Origin of the sequence: Sphingomonas sp., from assembly GCF_017304635.1 — a bacterium.
Taxonomy (GTDB): domain Bacteria; phylum Pseudomonadota; class Alphaproteobacteria; order Sphingomonadales; family Sphingomonadaceae; genus Sphingomonas.
Window position 1 is genome coordinate 121,176 of the sequence record NZ_JAFKMA010000005.1, and the last position, 19,016, is coordinate 140,191.

Annotated in this window: 16 protein-coding genes and 1 pseudogene; 5 read left to right on the forward strand and 12 right to left on the reverse strand. The window is 67.6% G+C overall.

Features of this window, described 5'->3' with window-relative positions; genetic code table 11:
- Positions 1 to 6: 6 nt before the first annotated feature.
- The gene (locus J0I47_RS14165) at positions 7 to 1,245 is read right to left on the reverse strand and encodes a TonB-dependent receptor plug domain-containing protein (protein WP_294047616.1); all 1,239 of its coding nucleotides are present in this window, start codon (positions 1,243 to 1,245) and stop codon (positions 7 to 9) included.
- A 163-nt stretch (positions 1,246 to 1,408) separates the two neighbouring features.
- Here J0I47_RS14165 and J0I47_RS14170 point away from each other — a divergent pair, with 163 nt between their 5' ends.
- Positions 1,409 to 2,047 (forward strand): XRE family transcriptional regulator, encoded by a 639-nt coding sequence (locus J0I47_RS14170; protein ID WP_294047617.1) that lies wholly within the window; start codon positions 1,409 to 1,411, stop codon positions 2,045 to 2,047.
- A 44-nt stretch (positions 2,048 to 2,091) separates the two neighbouring features.
- Here the strand turns inward: J0I47_RS14170 and J0I47_RS14175 are convergent, their stop codons facing one another.
- From J0I47_RS14175 to J0I47_RS14225, 11 genes and pseudogenes are all read right to left on the reverse strand, one after another.
- Entirely contained in the window at positions 2,092 to 4,254 is a 2,163-nt protein-coding gene (locus J0I47_RS14175) for a TonB-dependent siderophore receptor (RefSeq protein ID WP_294047618.1), read from the reverse strand.
- A 106-nt stretch (positions 4,255 to 4,360) separates the two neighbouring features.
- Positions 4,361 to 5,725 carry a HAMP domain-containing sensor histidine kinase gene (locus J0I47_RS14180; RefSeq protein ID WP_294047619.1) on the reverse strand — a complete coding sequence of 455 codons (1,365 nt, stop codon included), beginning with the start codon at positions 5,723 to 5,725 and terminating at the stop codon, positions 4,361 to 4,363.
- On the reverse strand, positions 5,715 to 6,404 hold the full coding sequence (locus J0I47_RS14185) for a response regulator transcription factor (RefSeq protein WP_294047620.1): 690 nt from the start codon (positions 6,402 to 6,404) through the stop codon (positions 5,715 to 5,717). Before J0I47_RS14185 ends, J0I47_RS14180 begins: the two co-directional genes overlap by 11 nt.
- A 129-nt stretch (positions 6,405 to 6,533) precedes the next feature.
- Positions 6,534 to 7,386: pseudogene (locus J0I47_RS14190) on the reverse strand (oxygenase MpaB family protein).
- A gap of 24 nt (positions 7,387 to 7,410) precedes the next feature.
- Positions 7,411 to 7,587 (reverse strand): hypothetical protein, encoded by a 177-nt coding sequence (locus J0I47_RS14195; protein ID WP_294047621.1) that lies wholly within the window; start codon positions 7,585 to 7,587, stop codon positions 7,411 to 7,413.
- An 87-nt stretch (positions 7,588 to 7,674) separates the two neighbouring features.
- Complete coding sequence (locus tag J0I47_RS14200) at positions 7,675 to 8,406, reverse strand: protein phosphatase 2C domain-containing protein (protein WP_294047622.1); 732 nt, start codon at positions 8,404 to 8,406, stop codon at positions 7,675 to 7,677.
- Positions 8,403 to 9,416, reverse strand: coding sequence for a type VI secretion system-associated FHA domain protein (locus J0I47_RS14205; protein ID WP_294047623.1), 1,014 nt, complete (start codon positions 9,414 to 9,416; stop codon positions 8,403 to 8,405). Before J0I47_RS14205 ends, J0I47_RS14200 begins: the two co-directional genes overlap by 4 nt.
- Before the next feature lie 12 nt (positions 9,417 to 9,428).
- A complete protein-coding gene (locus tag J0I47_RS14210; protein WP_294047624.1) occupies positions 9,429 to 11,111 on the reverse strand; it encodes a serine/threonine-protein kinase in 1,683 nt (560 codons plus the stop codon).
- 67 nt (positions 11,112 to 11,178) lie between these two features.
- On the reverse strand, positions 11,179 to 11,889 hold the full coding sequence (locus J0I47_RS14215; RefSeq protein ID WP_294047625.1) for a LysM peptidoglycan-binding domain-containing protein: 711 nt from the start codon (positions 11,887 to 11,889) through the stop codon (positions 11,179 to 11,181).
- A 14-nt stretch (positions 11,890 to 11,903) separates the two neighbouring features.
- Positions 11,904 to 13,421 carry an EAL domain-containing protein gene (locus tag J0I47_RS14220; RefSeq protein WP_294047626.1) on the reverse strand — a complete coding sequence of 506 codons (1,518 nt, stop codon included), beginning with the start codon at positions 13,419 to 13,421 and terminating at the stop codon, positions 11,904 to 11,906.
- Between the two features lie 82 nt (positions 13,422 to 13,503).
- A complete protein-coding gene (locus tag J0I47_RS14225; RefSeq protein ID WP_294047627.1) occupies positions 13,504 to 14,829 on the reverse strand; it encodes an MFS transporter in 1,326 nt (441 codons plus the stop codon).
- Positions 14,830 to 14,953: 124 nt separating this feature from the next.
- Here J0I47_RS14225 and cyoA point away from each other — a divergent pair, with 124 nt between their 5' ends.
- From cyoA to cyoD, 4 genes are read left to right on the forward strand one after another with little or no spacing between them, the layout of a single operon-like run.
- Positions 14,954 to 15,979 carry a ubiquinol oxidase subunit II gene (gene cyoA, locus J0I47_RS14230; protein ID WP_294047628.1) on the forward strand — a complete coding sequence of 342 codons (1,026 nt, stop codon included), beginning with the start codon at positions 14,954 to 14,956 and terminating at the stop codon, positions 15,977 to 15,979.
- Between the two features lie 29 nt (positions 15,980 to 16,008).
- Complete coding sequence (gene cyoB / locus J0I47_RS14235) at positions 16,009 to 18,015, forward strand: cytochrome o ubiquinol oxidase subunit I (RefSeq protein ID WP_294047629.1); 2,007 nt, start codon at positions 16,009 to 16,011, stop codon at positions 18,013 to 18,015.
- On the forward strand, positions 18,012 to 18,632 hold the full coding sequence (gene cyoC / locus J0I47_RS14240) for a cytochrome o ubiquinol oxidase subunit III (RefSeq protein WP_294047630.1): 621 nt from the start codon (positions 18,012 to 18,014) through the stop codon (positions 18,630 to 18,632). The genes cyoB and cyoC overlap by 4 nt, the downstream gene beginning before the upstream one ends.
- Positions 18,629 to 18,979 carry a cytochrome o ubiquinol oxidase subunit IV gene (cyoD, locus tag J0I47_RS14245; protein WP_294047631.1) on the forward strand — a complete coding sequence of 117 codons (351 nt, stop codon included), beginning with the start codon at positions 18,629 to 18,631 and terminating at the stop codon, positions 18,977 to 18,979. The genes cyoC and cyoD overlap by 4 nt, the downstream gene beginning before the upstream one ends.
- Positions 18,980 to 19,016: the final 37 nt, after the last annotated feature.

The following is a 19,016-nucleotide window of genomic DNA, read 5'->3' on the forward strand; positions in this document are numbered from 1 at the left end:
GTTGGCTTAGTTGAACGGGCTGTTCGGATTCTGCGGCGAAATGTACGGCGTCTGGAAATAGGTCAGGTAGATCTGTTCCGAGTTGCGCCGCGTGCCCAGCGCCTCGCCATACAGTTCGACGCTCGGCGTCAATTGATAGCTGCCCGATGCGAACAGGGAGTAGCGCTCGCTCGGGCTGACCATCGCCTGGCTGCCGTTGTTCAGACCGCCGCTGTAATAGGGATAGAAGCCGTTATACTTGTCGGCTGGCGCTTGGGTCGACTGATAGATCCGGGTGTAGCCGTTGAGATCGGCGAGATAGCCCGTACCGACCGTCGCGTTCGACGGACGCAGGTACCCGTTCAGATATCCGACCGTGCTGCCCGAGCCTCCGCCCGCATATTTGTACAGGTAGCCATAGCCCCAGCATTTCGGCGTGCCGTCCGGATTGCGGATGTCGGCGCGGCTGCCGTCGGCATTGAAGACGTAATCCTCGTCGCACGTCGTGTCCTTGCGCTGGCTCGCATACAGCACGTTGGCCTTAGTGTAGCCGAACCCGAACGACAGCGAGCCGCGGGCGAACTTCAGGCCGTAGCGCGCGGAGATATTGTAGTAATTGCCGCCGCCATGCTGCGGCATCATGCCGTACAGCGACAGCTTGCCGCCCTCGTCGTCGTCCTTGGTGATGATGTTGACGACGCCCGCAACGGCGTCAGAGCCGTAGATGGTCGATGCGCCGTTGGTCAGCGTCTCGACGCGCGACACCATCGCATAGGGAATCAGCGTCAGGTCGATCTGGCTGATCTGCGCGCCGGTGCCGGCCGGGCCGACGCGATGGCCGTTGATGAGCACCAGCGTCCGCGCCGATCCCATCCCGCGCAGGTCGATCGTGGTCGACCCGCCGCCGCCGTTGCTCGGGAAGCCGTTCGACGACGTTTCCTTCTGCTGCTGTCCCCCGGCGGCCGGGGTTTCCTGGACCAGTTCGGTGACGCTGATGAGGCCGCGTTCCTTGCCTTGCTCGGACGTGATGACCTGGAGCGGCGACGGCGCGGAAAAGCTCGGATCCTGAAGGCGAGTGCCGGTGATGACGATATCGGGCGAGTTGGCGTCGTCCTGCTTCTTCGAACCGTCCGTCAGGGTCGCGGCATCGGCGCGCTTGGTGCCGTCCGCCTTTTCGCGATCAGGCGTCTTCGTCTGCGCGTCCTGCGCGACCGATGGATTCGCACACGTAAGGGCGGCGATCGCCGACCCGGCAAGCAACGTCATTCTGAGCATACGCCCTCCCCGTTTTTGACGGCATGCTTTACTCGTCAAATTTCTCCTCCATCAAAAAATTTGATAATGCAATCTAATTTGTAATATATGCGATGCATGATGCGCGTAACCGTTTGCAATTGACCACTGCCCGATGAGCGCGCAGGCTGACGTCATGGAACAACCCACGATTACCGAGGCCCCGTGGCCGCTGTCGGGAAAGCCGGCACTGCCCGTTGGCGACCGCATTCGGGCGCGTCGCAAGGCGCTCGACATGACGTTGCAGGATCTGGCCGACCGGTCGGGCCTGTCCGCGCCGTTCATCTCTCAGGCCGAACGGCACCGCACGGTGCCGTCGATCGTCTCGCTGCTGGCGCTGGCGAAGGCGCTGGGCGTCGACATCAGCTACTTCATGTCGGTGCCGCACAGCGACAAGATCGTCAGCCGCGCCGACGAACCGCGTGAGATCGAGGTCGATTCGCCGGTCACCTATTACGACCTGACCGCCGAGTTCGAGAGCCGACGGCTGGATGCGATGATCCTGCACATCCCGCCGGGCTACGCCTTCCGCATCGACCGGCACCATGGCGAGCACTTCCGCTACGTGCTGAAGGGCGAGGTCTATGCCAAGGCCGGCGACGTCGAGACCGTGCTGCGCGAAGGCGACAGCATGCATTTCGACTCGCTGCTGCCACATGGCGTCGCCAACCGGTCCAGCGAGACGGCGATCATGCTCCACGTCGGCACGCCCAGCATGTTCAAGACCAACCCGATCTGGGCAACCACGGGCGAGGAAAACGAGGGGCTGGTCTAGCCGAGGGATCGGGCCGCGAGCATTCGCCCGCGGCCCGGATCGTTTCAAAAAGCCGTCGCCAAACTCAGGCGGACGGTGCGCGGGGTACCGACATAGAGGTGGGTTTCGCCGCCCGTCGCCCAATAGACCTTGTCGAGCAGATTGTCGGCGGTGACGCGGATCGTCATCGCGTGGCCGTCGAACGCCTTCAGGTGGTACGCGGCGCCCATGCTGACGGTCGCATAGCCCGGCAGGAACACGCGGTCCTGCAAATCGTCCGAGCGACTACCGGTGTAATAGACGCCGCCATTCACTTCGGCGCCCGACAGCCAGTGCGGGCGGTAGGCGAGGAACAGCGATCCGGCATAGCGCGGTGCATTGATGAAATGGCGTCCATTCTGCGCGGGTACGCTCGTTTTGACCTGTTTCGCGTCGAGGAACTGCCACGACAGCGCGCCGGTCAGGTCGGGCACGATGGTGCCCTGGAACGACGCCTCGACGCCGCGGAACCGCGCCCGTCCGTCGCTGACGAACACGTTGGTCGCATCGACGTAGCTGGAGGGGCGGTCGATGTCGAAATAGGCGATGCTGGCGACGGCGCCCGTATCCTCGATCTTGAAGCCGAGTTCCTTCTGCCGGCTGACCAGCGGCGGCAGGACGGCGCCGGCATTGGCGGCGGTCAGCGGCGCGGTTCCGGCGCTTTCCAGCCCTTCGACGTACGAGGCGTAGAGGCTGGTATGCGCGACCGGATGGAGCAGCACCGCCGCCATCGGCGACAGCTTGTCGAGCCGGAACGGCGTGGTGCCGACCTTCTCGACGCGGAAGCTCGACTGGCGCGCGCCGCCGATCAGCGTCAGCAGCTTGCCGACGTTCGCCGTGTCCATCAGGTAGAAGCCGTTATCGTCGGTATATTGGACGAATGCGGCGCTTTTCGGCGTGAAGGTGAGCGCGGAGGTCGGCACGGCGGGCGGGTGGTAGAAGTTGCTAGCGCCGGTGAAGCTGCTGGTCGCGATGGCCGATTCGCGCAAATGGTTCGCCGCATAGCCGGCCAGGATTTCCTGCCGCACGATGCCGGTCGTGATCGTCCCGGTAACCTCGGCGCGGACGCTGTCGTTGCCGAAATCCTCGCTCGGGCTGACATAGCCGACCAGCGTGGCCGCGCCGCTCACCAGGTCGGTCGGATTGACGTCGACGATCCAGCGGCTGCGGTGGAGGCGCGCGACGCCGCCTTCGACATCGACCGACCAGCCATCGGCGATCTTGTAGTCGAGCCGGGCGAGCCCATTGGTCACGCGGCCGAAATAGGCGGCGTCGGTCGGGGCGTAGCGGTTGTGCGGGTTGGGGTAGGGGGGCAGCGTGATCGTTCCGCCGATCCCCTTCACCGCGCCGACCGGATTGGGCAGCAGGACCGATCCGGGCTCGGCCATCTTGCGCTCGTAATGCTCGACGTCGAACTGCAACGACAGGCGATCGGTCGGCCGCACGTCGAACGCGGCGCTGGTCAGCCAGCGATAGCCGTGGACGCCGTCGATCGGCGTTTCCAGATGCGCGGCATAGCCGTTGACGCGCAGCCCGAATTGCGCCGCGCTGCCGAACGATCGACCGATGTCGACACCCGCGCCGTACGTCCCCTCGATATCGGTATCGAGCCGCACGTCGGTGACCGGGTCGCGACCGGCCCGCTTCGTCACCAGGTTGACGATGACCGACGGGCTGGTGAAGCCGTAGTAGAGCGCCGACACGCCGTTCAGCGCCTCGACCCGTTCCTTGTTCTCGATCGGGATCGGCAGGTAATTGATGATCGGCAGCGCGCCGTTGAGGCGGAAGTTGGTGCGCGGATTGGCGACCACGCCGCGCGCGGCATAGCTGTTGGCGGTCAGCGGGCTGTTGCCCTGCTGCGTGATCCCGGCGACGTTGCGCAACGCATCGTCGAGGCCGCGCGCATCCTGTTCCTGCAACAGGAGGTGGTCGATGACGGTGACGGTCAGCGGCGTGTCGACCAGCGCCTGGTTGCGGAACGCGCCGGTCTGCGTGTCGGTCGGCGTCGGCTGCTTGTCGCGCTTGCCGGTGACCAGGATGTCGCTGCCCGGTCCGGCATTGGCCGGCGGATCGTCGGTGGCGGCGGTCGCGGCGAAGGCCGTGGCCGGCGTCGCGACCATCAGGATCGACGTCAAAAGAACATGGTTGCGGAACCGGCGAATCCGCCGGCCGCGGCGACCGATTGTCATGGTGAAAGCCCCTTCGTGGTGTGTCGCCGGGGCCGCTAGGGGCGGGTCATGTCACTTCTGTTGCAAATCGTCACATTGGGAAAATGTATGGGAACCGAGGCCCGGCTCAGCCATCGGCGGCGGTTCGCGGCAGGTCGAGTACGACCGCCAGTCCGGGTCCGGCATCACCGAGTTCGAGGCGCATGCCGTGCAGCGCCGCGATCGCCGCGACCAAGCTGAGGCCGAGGCCGTGGCCCGGCGTCGCGCGGCTGGCGTCGAGCCGCGTGAAGCGTTGCAGCGCGCGGACGCGATCGGCTGGCGCGATGCCCGGCCCGTCGTCGCGCACGCCGAGCGCGATGCCTCCGGCCGTTTCCCGCAGCGACAGCGCCACGCGCGTGCCGGGCGGCGTGTGAGTCGCCGCATTCTCGATCAGATTGACGATCGCCTGCGCCAGCAACTGCCGGTCCCCGACCATCTCGACGCCATCGTCGACCTGCCAGTCGAGCGAGCGGCCGCCGTCGCGCACCGCGGGCTCGTAGCTTTCGCTCAGTTCGACGACGAGTGCGGACAGGTCGACGCTGGCGAAGTCGCGGCGCCCACCGCCTGCCTCGATCTCGGAGATGCGCAGCAGGGCGGCGAAGATCTCCAGCGCCTCGTCCGCCTGCGCCACGACCAGGTCGAGCCGTGCCCGGGCAACCTCCGGCGTATCCCATTCGGTTGCGGCGCGTTCGGCTTCAGCGCGAAGGCGCGTGAGCGGCGTGCGCAGGTCGTGGGCGATGTCGCTCGACACTTGGCGCAGATTGGCGATCAGCGCGCCGATCCGGTCGAGCATGGCGTTGAGGATCGCGGCGAGATCGTCGAACTCGTCGCCGGCACCGACCGGCATGCGCCGCTCCATCCGGCCCTGCATGATAGCGCGCGCGGTGTCGGCCATCGCATCGATCCGCCGGCGCAGATGACGCGCCAACAATAATGCGCTGATGATCCCGAGCGTCGCGATCGCCACCGCCTGAAACACGAACAGCAGCGTGATCGGCCAGATCGCCGCGCCGACCGCGTCGCTGGGGGCGGCGATCACGATGTGCGATCCGTCGTCGAGCGTGATGGCCAGGGCGCGTGCCCGCGAAGATGACGCCGGTCGCGCGTTCAGGACGATGTCGTGCCAGCCCGGTGGCAATGGGGCGAGCGATGCAGCACCGGCAATCCGCCGGCCATCCGCGCTGAAATCGCCTCGTAACAAATCGGGCATCATGTCGGCACGCTGGGCCATCGCCATTAGCAGACCCGGCTCGCCGCCCTTGTGGAAATGGTGCACCAGGCTGCGTGCATCGTCGGTGATCCGCTGATCGACCTGTCGCTGGACCAGCCCGTGAAAGCCCTGCACCACCACCAGCCCAAGCAAAGCGGTCGCAGCCAGGATCGCCGCGGAGTGGACCAGCGCGATGCGCAGCGCGGCCGATCGCCGCCAGCGCAGCCCCCGTTCAGCCGGCATCCCGCATCCGGTACCCGGCGCCGCGCACCGTCTCGATCGCATCGACGACGCCGGCATCGGCCAGCCGCGTACGCAGCCGGCTGAGATGGGTCTCGACGATGTTGGTGCGCGGGTCGAAATGCAGCTTCCACACGCTTTCTAGCAGCATCGTGCGGGTCAGGATGCGACCGTCGGCGCGCATCAGTTCCTCGAGCAGGCGCAACTCGCGGGGCTGCATCGCGACCGGCGCGCCGTGCCAGCGCGCCTCGCGCTGGAGCAGATCGAGCTCCAGCGCCTGCCACCGCAACACGATATCGGGCGCCGTCTCCGCCGCGCTCGCCGCCGCCCGCCGTCCCAGCGCCGTGATCCGCGCCGACAGTTCGGCGAAGGCGAACGGCTTGACGAGATAATCGTCGGCCCCCGCCTCCAGCCCGGCGACACGATCCTCGATCGCGCCGAGCGCCGTCAGTAGCAGTACCGGGAGATGATCGTCGCGCCGGCGGATCGCGGCGAGCACGCTCATGCCGTCGCCCTGCGGCATCAGCCGGTCGAGGACGGCGAGGTCGAAGCCCTGTTGGTCGAGCAGGTCGAGCGCGGCGCGCCCGGTCGACGCGACCTGCACCTGATGCCCGGACCCCCGCAGCCCCGCGGCGATCCCGTCCGCCGTGATCGCGTCGTCCTCGGCCAACAGGATGTTCACCGCGCACCCGTCCCTTCGCATTGCCTGGCGAGAGATGGCCGCCACCCAGCGCGAGCGGCCGCTAGGGAAGGATCATGACGTTGCTGTTACGGACGCCCCGGGCCTCGGCGTGGCGCGTCGGTGCCGCCGTCAGTCGAATGCCCATCGCAACGTCGACGCCAGGCTCGCCGCCCCGGCATCGATCAGCGGCCGAGCCGGGAAGGGCGTCGCGGACAGGCCGTGCAGGCGGCGGGCCCAGGTCGGGAGCAGATCGACCGCGGCCTGCATCGTCAGGCGCTGCAACGGAATGGCGAGAGGATTGTCGGGCGGGTGCCCGAGGACGAGCCGGGCGACCTCGCGCGTTCGCTCGTCCGCGTGCAGCATGGGCCGGGCCGTCTCGATCGCTCGTGCGATCCCGGCCGCGTCGGTGGGCACCGGGTCGGCGCCGAGCGCGCGGGCGATCACGGCGAACTCGGCGAAATACCGGTCGATCTCAGTCGGTGACAGCGCAGTGCCGCCGTACCGCTGCCAGGCGGCGAGGAAGCTCCACGCTTCGCTGACATGGACCCAGGCGAGCAGCGCGGGATCGTCGGCGCGGTACAGGGTGCCGTCGGCCAAGCGCCCGGCGACGTGGCGGTGCACCTCGCGCACGCGGTCGATCGCTGCCTCGGCGCTGGCGCGCTCACCATAGGTCGTGACCGCGATGAACCGCGCCGTCCGCCGCAGCCGCCCGACCATGGTCGGTGCGGAAGTTCGAATGATCCCACACGCCGGCCAGGACCGCCGGATGCAGCATCTGCAACAGCAAGGCGGTCACGCCGCCGACCATCATCGACGTGACGTCGCCATGCACGCGCCAGATCGCCGAATCGGCCGGGAACAGCGCATCGCCGCTGCGCACAACCGGACGCTCTCCATGTCGCTCGTCGTTGAACAACCCGCGAACCTGACGAACGATCGCTCGCTTGACGTGCGCGCCGAAGGGAAAAGCGTCGAGGATCATCGGTCGCCGGTCATCGCGACCCGGCTAGCCGTGGGTCAGCAACAGCGGCTCGACGGGGCCCTGCGGCAGTTGCCGCGACAGTCGACGCGACAGGTCGCAGGCGGCGACCCGCCGGCGCGGATCGGCAGCGCTCGCCGCAATATCCCGCTCGCGCGCGATCGCGCATCGCAGCCGCCGTTCCTGGTCGAACAAGATACCCATCGCCGCGACCTCCACGGCGACAACGCACCAAGATCGAAAGCGATGCCGGACGATTGGCGATAGGACGGCCGTCGTCCGGCCCGGCGGCTAACCGACCAGCACCAGCGAGACATTGTCGCTGCCGTCGCGATCCAGCGCGGCGGCCATCAGCGCGTCGGCGATGTCGGTGTCGGTGCCATGATGGCGGTCGTCGGCGGCCATCGAGCGGCTCAGTCCGTCCGAGCACAGGAGCAGGCGGTCGCCGGGCCGCCAGTCCGCCGTCATCGTCTCGCAATCGAGCCGGTCGCCGATCCCCAGCGCGCGAGTGATGACGTTGGCGCTAGGGTGGCGTTCGGCTTGGGCGGGGGTGATGAGCCCGGCATCGACCAGTTCCTGCACAACGCTATGGTCGCGGGTCAGCAGGTCGAGGCGGCCGTCGCGCAGGCGATAGGCGCGGCTGTCCCCGGCCCAGGCGATCTGGATCTGGCCGTCGAGGATCGTTGCAGCGACGACGGTCGTCCCGGCGTCGCTCGCCGCGGCGCGATTGCGGCGGCAGATGTCGGCGTTCGCCTGCGACAGCGCGACCAGGATGTCGGTCAGCGCCAGCGTCCGTCCCGACAAGGCCAGACCGCGAAGCCGGTCGACCACCGCCTGTGCCGCAAGGTCGCCGCCGCTATGGCCGCCCATGCCGTCAGCGACGGCCCACAGGCTCGCGGTCGGGCAATCGAGCACGCGATCCTCGTTGATGAGCCGTACGCGCCCGACATGGCTGCGCGCAACGGAGACATACGCCTGGGTAGGGCCGTCAGCGCGCAGCGGGACGATCGGCTGCGCGGTCATGGCGCGTCGCTCGCATTGGCCTGCGCTTCGGCGGCATCGTAGGCGACGGCAAACGCGCGTTCGAGCGAGCCGCCCTCGCCGCCGTCGAGCTGGCGCGACAAATCGGCGTGGCGAGTCGCGGCTTCCTCGATCTGGCAGGCGGCGCGGCTTTTCAGTAGGGTCGCGCGATTGCCGGCGGCGGCGTCGAGCGCGGCGGGATCGAACGCGTCGATCGCGGTGCGCAGGCTGTCGTGCAATCCGGCGAAGGTCGCAACCAGATGGCGCTTGATGTCGCGGAACGACGCCTTCAGCGCGGCCGGGCCCGACAGGAAATTGCCGCTGCCCGCGAGCAGCAGGTCGATCGCGAGGCGCTGCGTCGGCGCCCATTTGAACGGGTTGTTGCCGGTGCCGCCGATCGTGGTGCGCGACATCTTGTACTGGCCGCGCGCGCGGTCGCGTTCGGCCATCAGGTCGCCGATGCCGAGCACCATCTGGCGATAGACCGCGCCGGCGCGGCGCATGATCTCGGCCGGATCCTCGCTCGACAGCATCGACGCGTCGAGCCCGGCGCCGTCGCAGAATGCCTCGAGCAGCGAGCCGTTGACGCTGGGTAGCGGCGCGGACGCGTCGCTCCAGTCGTCGGGCACGGCGATCGATGCACCGAGCGGCGGGGTCAGCACCATCGTGCGCGCGGCGTCGATCGGCGCATCGTCGTGCGGCGCGTGGCTCGCTTTCAACCGGAAGCGGCCGAAGCGGAGCGTCGCCGGCGCGTCGAGGGTGACATGGGTGCTGTCGGGGTAGCGCTGGCCGGTCGCATCGTCGAACACGCCGTTCGCCCCCAGCGCACGCAACGTCAGCGTCCCGTCGGCGACGGCCAGCTCGCAATGCGCGCGGGACAGTTCGCAATCGGGATCGGGGATCGACCAGTCGGCATTGCTGTCGCGACCGATCCGCATCAGTCCATCGCGGATCAGCCGCGCGTCGATCGGCTGCGCGTCGTTGGCCGTGTCGAACAGCTGGAGCATGTACATCGGCCGGCTCCGCTACGCGGCCAGGCGCGACGGCGGGGCGATCCGCGTCGCCAGCACGGCGGCCTCGTCGACCGGCTCGCCCCCGGACAGGCGCGGCTCGATCGCGGCGGCGGCGCGGTTGAAGGCGTCGAACACCGCGCCGAACTCGTCGCGTCGGCGATGCGAGAGGCGCAGCGCGAAATTGGCCTTGGCAGCTTCGTCGAGCGCGCGGCGCAGGCGGCCGAGCGGGCGCGCGACCATCGCGCCGCTCATATAACCGATCAGCAGCACAACGAGCATGACGACCGCCGACAGGATGATGAGCGAGGTCTGCGCGCCGGCCAGCGCGCCATCGAGCGCGACGCGGCGGACCACCAGGTCGACCGTACCGAAATCCTTGCCGGCATAGCGGATCGGGCGGACGAAGCGGATGCCGGTGCCATGGCCGCCATCGCCGGCCGCGGTGACGGCGATGCCGTCGCTGCCCGCCATCGCCGTCTCGTCGGTCGGTTCGGCATAGCGCTTGCCGATCAGCGCCGGGTCGCTTGCCGCGCGGATCACGCCGGTCGCGTCGGCGACCGTCATGTCGCGGACCGTCGCGTCGCGGCTGGCGGTGGTGGCGAAGGCCTGTAGCGCCGACCAGTCCTGCTGCTCGGGCGACAGGCCGGCATTCTCGGCGGCGAGCACGGCGGCGTTGTTGGTGACGAAGGTGGCGGTCGAACTTCCCGACACGATCGCCATATGCTCCAGCGTCCGTTGTTCGCGGCCGAGGGTGGTGACCACGCAGCCGGCGAGCGCGACCGCGGTCACGCTGGCGAGCGCGAGCGGCAGCTTGAGGCGGAGCGACAGGCCGCGGCGGCTGGCGGCGGGCATGTCCTGCTGCGCCGCGATCTCGCGCGCCAGCGCGGCCGCCAGCGCCTCGCCATCGGTGAACCGCTGTTCCGGCTTCTTGGCGAGCAGTTTGTCGATGATGAAGCGCAGGCCCGGCGGGCAGTCCGTGGTGCTGCGGTCGATCGGCTCGACCTTTTCCTGCGCGATCTGGATGGCGAGCGTCGCCAGCGCGGTGCCCGGAAACGCGACCTTGCCGGTGACCATCTCGTAGAGCACGACGCCAAGCGAGAACAGGTCGGAGCGCTGGTCGACCGGCAGGCCGAGCGCCTGTTCGGGGCTCATGTAGCGCGGCGTGCCGATCAGCTGGCCGACCTGGGTCTTCGCCAATTGGCGGTCGGCGGTTGCCGCGTCCATCTCGCCGATCCGGGCGACGCCGAAATCGAGCAGCTTGGCGGTCCTGCCGTCGGCCGACAGCAGGATGTTCGACGGCTTGATATCGCGGTGGACGACGCCGTGGCGGTGCGCGAAAGCCAAGGCCGACGCCAACTGGTGCCCGATCGCCAGCACGCGCTCGTACGGCATGCGTCCCTGGGTCAGCAGCGCGGCATCGAGCGGCTGGCCGTCGATCAGTTCCATCGCGATATAGGCGACGCCCTGCGCCTCGCCGACATCGTAGATGGTGGCGATGTTGGCGTGGCTGAGCGCCCCCGCCGCGCGTGCCTCGCGCAGGAACCGCGCGACGATCTCCGGGTCGCGGGCAAGCTCGGGCTTCAGCACCTTGATCGCGACGGTGCGGCCGATATCGGGGTCGTGCGCGCGATAGACGTCGGCCATCGCGCCTTCGCCCAGGCGGTCGTCGACTTGGTAGCGGCCCAGCATCGTCATCGTACACACCTCGATCGGCAAATCGTCGGTGGCAGTACGACTAAGGTCTTAAGTATTTGTGCGCCCGTCACTTCTTCGCCCGGACGGTGGCGGCGATGCGCTCCGCGCGAGCGAGGTCGCGCGCGATCAGCGGGTTCGCCGGATCGAGTTGCGACGCGCGACGGAGCAGGCCGACTGCGCGCACCACCTGGCCCTGGTTGAGCGCGGCGAGACCGGCGGTGCGGAGCTGTCGCGCCGCCGCCGGATTGGCTTTTGGCGCGGCCGGGGCCGGCTTGGGCTTCGGCGCGGCGGGGCTGGGCGAGGGCGCCGGCCGGACCGGGGCGGCCGGCGCGTCCGGGCGACGGACCGGTTCGGGCCGCGGCGGCTCGCCGGGGATGCGCAGCACCTGACCCGCCGCCAGTGTCAGCGGCGCCTTGAATCCATTGTAGCGCAGCAACTGGTATGCCTTCAGCCGATTGCCGAGGAAACGCTGTGCCAGCGTGACGATCGTATCGCCGCTGCGCACGACGTAGGGGTAGCTCTGCGGGCCGAGCAAATCCTTCGGATCGCGCGCGATCGATTCGTTGAGCAGTTGCGCGTTGGCGTTCATCGGGTCGTGCTTCAGCGCCGTCTTCAGCCGCTTGCGCGCGCCGCCCTCGTCACCCTGCATCAGCAGATCGAACGCCGCATCGACGTCCCCGGCCGCGTTGGCGGCGGGCGGCGCGGGCAACGTCTTCACCCGCGACGGTCCCGACGAACAGGCCGCGAGGCTCGATGCCAGGATGGCCGTCACGATCATTTTGCCACGCATTGTCATGCCATCAGCCTCGTTTCGATGTCGGCCATGCCACCGACGGTCAGTAGTTTCGTGAGAGTCGCACGATCGCGCACGAAGGCCGCGAACGCCTCGCCGCTCAGCGGTCGCGCGAAATAGAATCCCTGGAAATGGTGACAGCCGTGGCGGCGCAGCCAGGCATATTCCCCGGCGCGCTCCACCCCTTCGGCCAGCACGCGGATGCCGAGCCCGCGACCGAGCGCGATGATGCTCTGACAGATCGCCTGGCTGTCCGGCCGGCGGTCGACATCGGTGATGAACTCGCGGTCGATCTTGATCTTGTCGAAGGCGAGCGTTCGCAGCGAACTGAACCCCGAATAGCCGGTGCCGAAATCGTCGACCGCCAGCTTCACGCCCATCGCGCGCAATCCCTGGAAGATGTGGCGGCAATGGTCGGCATCGCTGGTCGCGACGCTTTCGGTCAGCTCGATCTCGAGCGCGGTCGGCCCGAGCTCGTGCCGCTCGAGCGTACGCTGCACCAGAATCGGCAGGTCGTCGCGTTCGAGCTGCAACCCGGAGACGTTGACCGCGACGCGCAGATTGTCGAGCCCCGCGGCGCGCCACTCGTTCGCCTGGCGCGCGGCGGTGTTGAGCGCCCACATGCCGATCTCGCTCGCCAGCCCCATCGCTTCGACGATCGGGATGAAGCGTGTGGGGGAAATCGCGCCGCGCCCGGGATGGTCCCAGCGGATCAGCGCTTCCGCACCGCTGACGCGCCCAGCGCCGGCATCGACCAGCGGCTGGTATTCGAGCCGCAGCTCGCGCCGGAAGATCGCCTGGCGCAGATCCTGTTCCAGAGCGTAGCGGTCCTGCGCCAGGTCGGCGAAGTCGGACGTCGCCTCGGGCTGCGCGGCGGCCCCGGCCGCCAGCGTGAACGACGCGAGCGTCCGCGCGACGAAGGCGTTGGCCTCGATCGCGCCGTCGGCGTCGAACCGTGCGAGGCGGACCTTGATCTGCGGCGTCAGGTTGCGCCCGCCGACGGCGATCTCCTCGCCGAGCGCGTAGGAAACGGCGTCGAGCTCGGCTCGCGCCTCCGCCTCGCCGGTCGTCTGGCCGAACCACAAGCCGACCTGCCCGCGATCGACCTGCGCGACGAACCGCTCGCGCGGCAGCATCGCGCGCAACCGTGCGGTCGCGGTTGCGAACATGTGCTCGGCCAGCGTCGGGTCGAAAGCGGTCAGCCGGTCGAAATCGGCGAAGGCGATAGCGCCGAGTAGCCCGCGCCCGTCCGCGGCCATATGCGCCAGCAACGCCTCGCGCACCGGCAGTCCGCTCAGCGGATGCGTCGCCGCCAGCCGATGACTCACCGCCGCGACGCGTTCGAGCAGGTCGGCGCCATCCACCGCCGGATCGCCCGGTTCCACACCGACGGCGACCTGCCGCCGCAGTCGCCCGTTCTCCCGGACCAGCACGACGACCGCGACCAGCAGCGCGACGCCGAGTGCCAGGCCAACGGCCAGCACGAACGGCGACAACAAGGCGAAACGATCGATCACACCCGGTGTCTAGCCGTCAAAAGGATACGACGACGTTAAGACAACCTCATGCAGATCAACGACTTTTTGGGCCGAATGCGCCCTAACGCCGTGCCCAGTCGCGGTTGATCGCCAGTGCGGCTAAGGTGCAGATCGCGCCCGAGAGAAGGTAGGCACCGACCGACCACAATCCGAACCGGCTGGCGAGCGACAGGGCGACCAGCGGGGCGAAGCCGGCGCCGATCAGCCAGGCGAGGTTCGCGGTGGTCGCCGCGCCGGTGTAGCGGCGCTCACTCGAAAACCGGCTGTTCACCGCGCCCGATGACTGGCCGAACGCCAGTCCGAGCAGCGCGAAGCCGACCAGCATGTACATCGTCTCACCGAGCGCGCCGGCGCGCAGCAGTTGCGGCGCGAACCCGCTATAAGCGGCGATGCAGGCGGCGGACACGCCGAGCACGGCACGCCGCCCGACGCGGTCGGCGATCAGGCCGGACATCAACATCGCAATCACGCAGACGACCGCGCCGACGATCTCGATGATGAGGAACCGCTCGGCCGCCTCGCCGGTGTAGAGCATTACCCAGGACAGCGGGAAGACGGTGACGAGGTGGAACAGCGCGAAGCTGGCGAGCGGGGCGAACGCGCCGAGCGCGATCGTCCGCCCCTCCAGCCGAACGGTTTCCCAGAACGGCGCCGGTTGCAGTTCGCGGCTTTCGAACAGGCGTTCGAACTCGGGTGTCGCGACCAGCCGCAGCCGCGCGAACAGCGCGACCACGTTGATCGCGAACGCGACGAAGAACGGATAGCGCCAGCCCCAGTTGAGGAAATCGGCCGGTGACAGGGTCGCGAGGAAGAAGGCGAACAACGCGGCGGCGACGATCAGGCCGAGCGGCGCGCCGAGCTGCGGGATCATCGCATACCAGCCGCGGCGATCCTCGGGCGCGTTCAGCGACAACAGCGACGGCAGGCCGTCCCACGCGCCGCCCAGCGCCATGCCCTGGCCGATCCGCAACAGTGCGAGGATGCCGGCGGCGGCCAGTCCGACCTGATCGTAGCCCGGCACGAACGCGATCGCCATGGTCGATCCGCCGAGCAGGAACAGCGCGATCGTCAGCTTGACGCCGCGGCCATGGTCGCGGTCGATCCACATGAACAAGGCCGAACCGAGCGGCCGCGCCATAAATGCCAGCGAGAACAGCGCGAACGAATAGAGCGTCCCCGTCACCGCATCGACGAACGGGAACAGCAGCGAGGGGAATACCAGCACCGAGGCGATCGCATAGACGAAGAAGTCGAAGAATTCCGACGTCCGCCCGATGATGACGCCGATCGCGATCTCGCCCGGGGCGATGCGGTGCTCGCGCGCGGTGACCACGCGCGCATCGCGTTCGAGCGGCGTCGAGTTCGCCGCGGCGGTGGGGGCAGTCATCGTGGCGTCGCTCCGCTCAGTCCGGGTCCGGTGTCATCCTCGCTTGTGCCGTGATCGCGGCCGGATGGGGATAGGACAAAATGTCCAATGTCGGCACCGGGTCGCGCCGGGCTAGGCGGCGATCATGCCCGATCGACTTGCCGCGACGAAACGACGCTTCCTCGGCCTCGCCGCTGTGCCGGTGCTGGGGCTGTTGTCGGCGTGCGACCGCGCGGTGCTGAATCCGGCAGGCGACGTCGCGATGCAGCAGCGCGACATCATTTATTTCTCGACCGCGATCATGCTGCTCATCATCGTGCCGGTGATCGTGCTGATCGTGCTGTTCGCGTGGCGGTATCGCGCGGGCAACCAGGCGACCTACGACCCCGATTTCGACCATTCGACCAGCCTGGAGCTCGTGATCTGGTCGGCGCCGCTGCTCATCATCATCTGCCTCGGCGCGCTGACGTGGTGGAGCACGCACCTGCTCGATCCGTTCCGCCCGCTCGATCGCATCGCCGCGGGGCGCCCGGCCGACCCAAAGGCGAAGCCGCTGGTGGTGCAGGTGGTCTCGCTCGACTGGAAATGGCTGTTCATCTATCCGGAACAGGGCATCGCGACGGTCAACGAACTCGCGCTGCCGGTCGATCGCCAGGTTCGGTTCGACATGACGTCGACCAACATGATGAACACGTTCTACGCGCCGGCGATGGCGGGGATGATCTATACGATGCCCGGCATGCGATCGACGCTGCACGCGGTGGTCAACCGGCCCGGCGTCTATGACGGCTTGTCGGGCAGCTATAGCGGTGCCGGCTTCTCCGACATGCATTTCAAGCTCTACGGCGTCGGCCAGCGTGATTTCGACGCGTGGGTCGCGCGGGTGAAGGGCAGCGGCAAGACGCTCGACACGACCGCCTTCCTCGCGCTGGCCAAGCCGAGCGAGAAGGTGCCACCGATGTATTTCGCGGGCGTCGACGGTACGCTGTTCGATCGCATATACCGCCGCTGTGTCGCGCCCGGATCGTCGTGCGCGAACGGCATGCACGGTATGGCCGCCAAGCCCGAGGGCGCGCTGTTCAAGTCCGGCGCAGAGAAGGGCGTCGGCCCCAACGTCACCACGCCGCCCCCACACGACCCGCAATTGCCGCATGAGCGGCCTCTCTCCTGATCGCCCCGATCCCGACTGCCGGAGCCAGTATGTTTGACCAATCCACCCTGAAGGCGATCTTCGGCCGCCTGACGCTGCAATCCTTCCCGATCCATGAGCCGATCCTGCTCGTCACGTTCATCGTCGTCGCGTTGGGCGGGCTCGGCGTGATGGGAGCGGTGACGAAGTACCGGCTGTGGGGCTGGCTGTGGCGCGACTGGTTCACCTCGGTCGATCACAAGAAGATCGGGATCATGTACATGATCCTGGGCATCGTGATGCTGCTGCGCGGGTTCGCCGACGCGCTCATGATGCGCGCGCAACAGGCGATCGCGTTCGGCGCGAACCCGGGATACCTGCCGCCACACCATTACGATCAGGTCTTTTCAGCGCACGGGACGATCATGATCTTCTTCGTCGCGATCCCGCTGATCGTCGGACTGGTCAATTACGTCATGCCGCTTCAGATCGGCGCGCGCGACGTGGCGTTCCCGTTCCTCAACAATCTCAGTTTCTGGCTGACCGTCGCCGGCGCGTTGCTGGTGATGGTGTCGCTGTTCGTCGGCGAGTTCTCGCGCGGGGGATGGCTCAATTACGTGCCGGTCACCAACCTGCAGAACAGTCCGGACACCGGGCCGGATTACTATCTCTGGGCGCTCCAGATAGCGGGTGTCGGGACGACGTTGTCGGCGATCAACATGGTGACGACGATCATCAAGATGCGCGCCCCGGGCATGTCGATGATGAAGATGCCGGTGTTCTGCTGGACGGCGCTGTGCAGCAACGTGCTGGCGATCGCGATCTTCCCGGTGCTGACTGGTGCGTTCGCGCTGCTGATGCTCGATCGCTACGTCGGCACCAATTTCTTCACCAACGATCTCGGCGGCAACCCGATGATGTACTGGAACCTGGTGTGGATCTGGGGGCATCCGGAAGTCTACGTCCTGGTCCTGCCCGTGTTCGGCATCTATTCGGAAATCACCTCGACCTTCACCGGCAAGCGACTGTTCGGCTATTCGTCGATGGTCTACGCGACCGTGGTCATCACGATCCTGAGCTACCTGGTGTGGCTGCACCACTTCTTCACGATGGGGTCGGGGGCCAGCGTCAACAGCTTCTTCGGGATCGCGACGATGGTCATCTCGATCCCGACCGGGGCCAAGATCTTCAACTGGCTGTTTACGATGTATCGCGGGCGAATCCGGTTCGAACTGCCGATGATGTGGGTGGTCGCGTTCATGCTGACGTTCGTGGTCGGCGGGATGACCGGCGTACTGCTGGCGGTGCCGCCGGCCGATTTCGTGCTGCACAACTCGCTGTTCCTGGTCGCGCATTTCCACAACGTCATCATCGGCGGAGTCGTGTTCGGGCTGTTCGCCGGCATGGATTACTGGTTCCCCAAGGCGTTCGGGTTCCGGCTCGACCGGTTCTGGGGGAAAGTTACCTTCTGGGGCTGGGTGATCGGATACTGGGTCGCGTGGACCCCGATCTACATCGTCGGGCTGATGGGCACGACGCGCCGGGTCAACCATTTCGACGACCCGAGCCTGCAACCCTGGTTCGTCGTCGCGGCGATCGGCGCGGTCATCATCCTGATCGGGATCCTAGCGTTCATCATCCAGATCGCGGTGAGCATCAAGAACCGCGACAAGTTGCGCGACATGACTGGCGATCCGTGGGACGGCCGCACCCTCGAATGGTCGACCGCGTCGCCGCCGCCGGCCTATAACTTCGCGTTCACGCCGGTCGCGCACGATCTCGACGCCTGGTACGACATGAAACGGCGCGGGGCGGAGCGGCCGAGCGGCGGCTATCGCCCGATCCACATGCCGCGCAACACTGGAGCGGGAGTGGTCCTGTCGGGCATCGCGCTGGTGCTGGGCTTCGCGATGGTCTGGTATATCTGGTGGCTGGCGGCGGTGGCGTTCGTCGCGCTGGTGGTGGTCGCGATCGGCCATACCTTCAACTATCGCCGCGACTATCACATTCCGGCCGAGGAGGTCGCCGCGACCGAACGCGCGCATGGCGAACTGCTCGTGGCGGGAGCCGGCGCATGAGCACTACCACCCTGGACCCGCAGACCTTCTACTTGGTCGAGCAGGCGGACGAGCATCACCCCGAAAGCGGCACGCTGCTGGGGTTCTGGATCTATCTGATGAGCGACGCGCTCATCTTCGCGACGCTGTTCGCGACCTATGGCGTGCTGAGCGGCAGCTATGCCGGCGGCCCGACCCAGCGCGAACTGTTCGAGCTGCCGCTGGTGGCGGTCAACACGGCGATCCTGCTGGTGTCGTCGATCACTTATGGCTTCGCGATGATCGCGATGCAGCGCGGCAAGCTCGGCGCGACGCGCGGCTGGCTGGTCGCGACGGCACTGCTCGGCGCAAGCTTCGTCTGTGTCGAGCTCTATGAATTCCACGGCCTGATCGTCGAGGGCGCGACGCCGATGCGCAGCGCGTTCCTGTCGGCGTTCTTCACACTGGTCGCGACGCACGGCCTGCACGTGACGGTCGGGATCGTCTGGATCGGGGTGATGCTGGTCCAGCTCGGCCAGCGCGGGCTGCATCCGGAAAACCAGAAGCGCCTGCTGTGCCTCAGCATGTTCTGGCATTTCCTCGACGTCGTGTGGATCGGCGTCTTCACCTTCGTCTACCTGCTCGGGGTCGTGCAATGAGCGCCGATATCGCTGAAGCCCATGGTTCGCGCCGTACCTATCTGGTCGGTTTCATTGCCTCGGTCGTGCTCACCGCCATCCCGTTCTGGCTGGTGATGAGCCACACCATCGCCGACCCGCGGCTGACCGCCGCGATCGTCGTCGCATCGGCGTTCGTGCAAATCCTGGTGCACACCCTATGCTTCCTGCACGTCAACAGCCGGGCAGAGGGCGGATGGACGCTGATGGCCTATGTCTTCACCGCGGTGCTGCTGCTGATCTGCATCAGCGGATCGTTGTGGATCATGCACCACCTGAACGCGAACATGATGCCGACACCGACCACGGACATGAGCAACCAGCCCTGAGCCGCGGGCTGTTCCTGGCGCTCGCCCTGATCGGGGC

What these genes read in the sequence shown, in the direction of transcription:
- J0I47_RS14225 (WP_294047627.1), bottom strand. Translation starts at nt 14,829, where the DNA reads ATGACTGCCCCCACCGCCGCGGCGAACTCGACGCCGCTCGAACGCGAT.
- cyoA (WP_294047628.1), top strand. Translation starts at nt 14,954, where the DNA reads ATGCCCGATCGACTTGCCGCGACGAAACGACGCTTCCTCGGCCTCGCC.
- cyoD (WP_294047631.1), top strand. Translation starts at nt 18,629, where the DNA reads ATGAGCGCCGATATCGCTGAAGCCCATGGTTCGCGCCGTACCTATCTG.
- J0I47_RS14215 (WP_294047625.1), bottom strand. Translation starts at nt 11,889, where the DNA reads ATGATCGTGACGGCCATCCTGGCATCGAGCCTCGCGGCCTGTTCGTCG.
- J0I47_RS14165 (WP_294047616.1), bottom strand. Translation starts at nt 1,245, where the DNA reads ATGACGTTGCTTGCCGGGTCGGCGATCGCCGCCCTTACGTGTGCGAAT.
- J0I47_RS14195 (WP_294047621.1), bottom strand. Translation starts at nt 7,587, where the DNA reads ATGGGTATCTTGTTCGACCAGGAACGGCGGCTGCGATGCGCGATCGCG.
- J0I47_RS14180 (WP_294047619.1), bottom strand. Translation starts at nt 5,725, where the DNA reads ATGCCGGCTGAACGGGGGCTGCGCTGGCGGCGATCGGCCGCGCTGCGC.
- J0I47_RS14200 (WP_294047622.1), bottom strand. Translation starts at nt 8,406, where the DNA reads ATGACCGCGCAGCCGATCGTCCCGCTGCGCGCTGACGGCCCTACCCAG.
- J0I47_RS14175 (WP_294047618.1), bottom strand. Translation starts at nt 4,254, where the DNA reads ATGACAATCGGTCGCCGCGGCCGGCGGATTCGCCGGTTCCGCAACCAT.
- cyoC (WP_294047630.1), top strand. Translation starts at nt 18,012, where the DNA reads ATGAGCACTACCACCCTGGACCCGCAGACCTTCTACTTGGTCGAGCAG.
- cyoB (WP_294047629.1), top strand. Translation starts at nt 16,009, where the DNA reads ATGTTTGACCAATCCACCCTGAAGGCGATCTTCGGCCGCCTGACGCTG.
- J0I47_RS14170 (WP_294047617.1), top strand. Translation starts at nt 1,409, where the DNA reads ATGGAACAACCCACGATTACCGAGGCCCCGTGGCCGCTGTCGGGAAAG.
- J0I47_RS14205 (WP_294047623.1), bottom strand. Translation starts at nt 9,416, where the DNA reads ATGTACATGCTCCAGCTGTTCGACACGGCCAACGACGCGCAGCCGATC.
- J0I47_RS14210 (WP_294047624.1), bottom strand. Translation starts at nt 11,111, where the DNA reads ATGACGATGCTGGGCCGCTACCAAGTCGACGACCGCCTGGGCGAAGGC.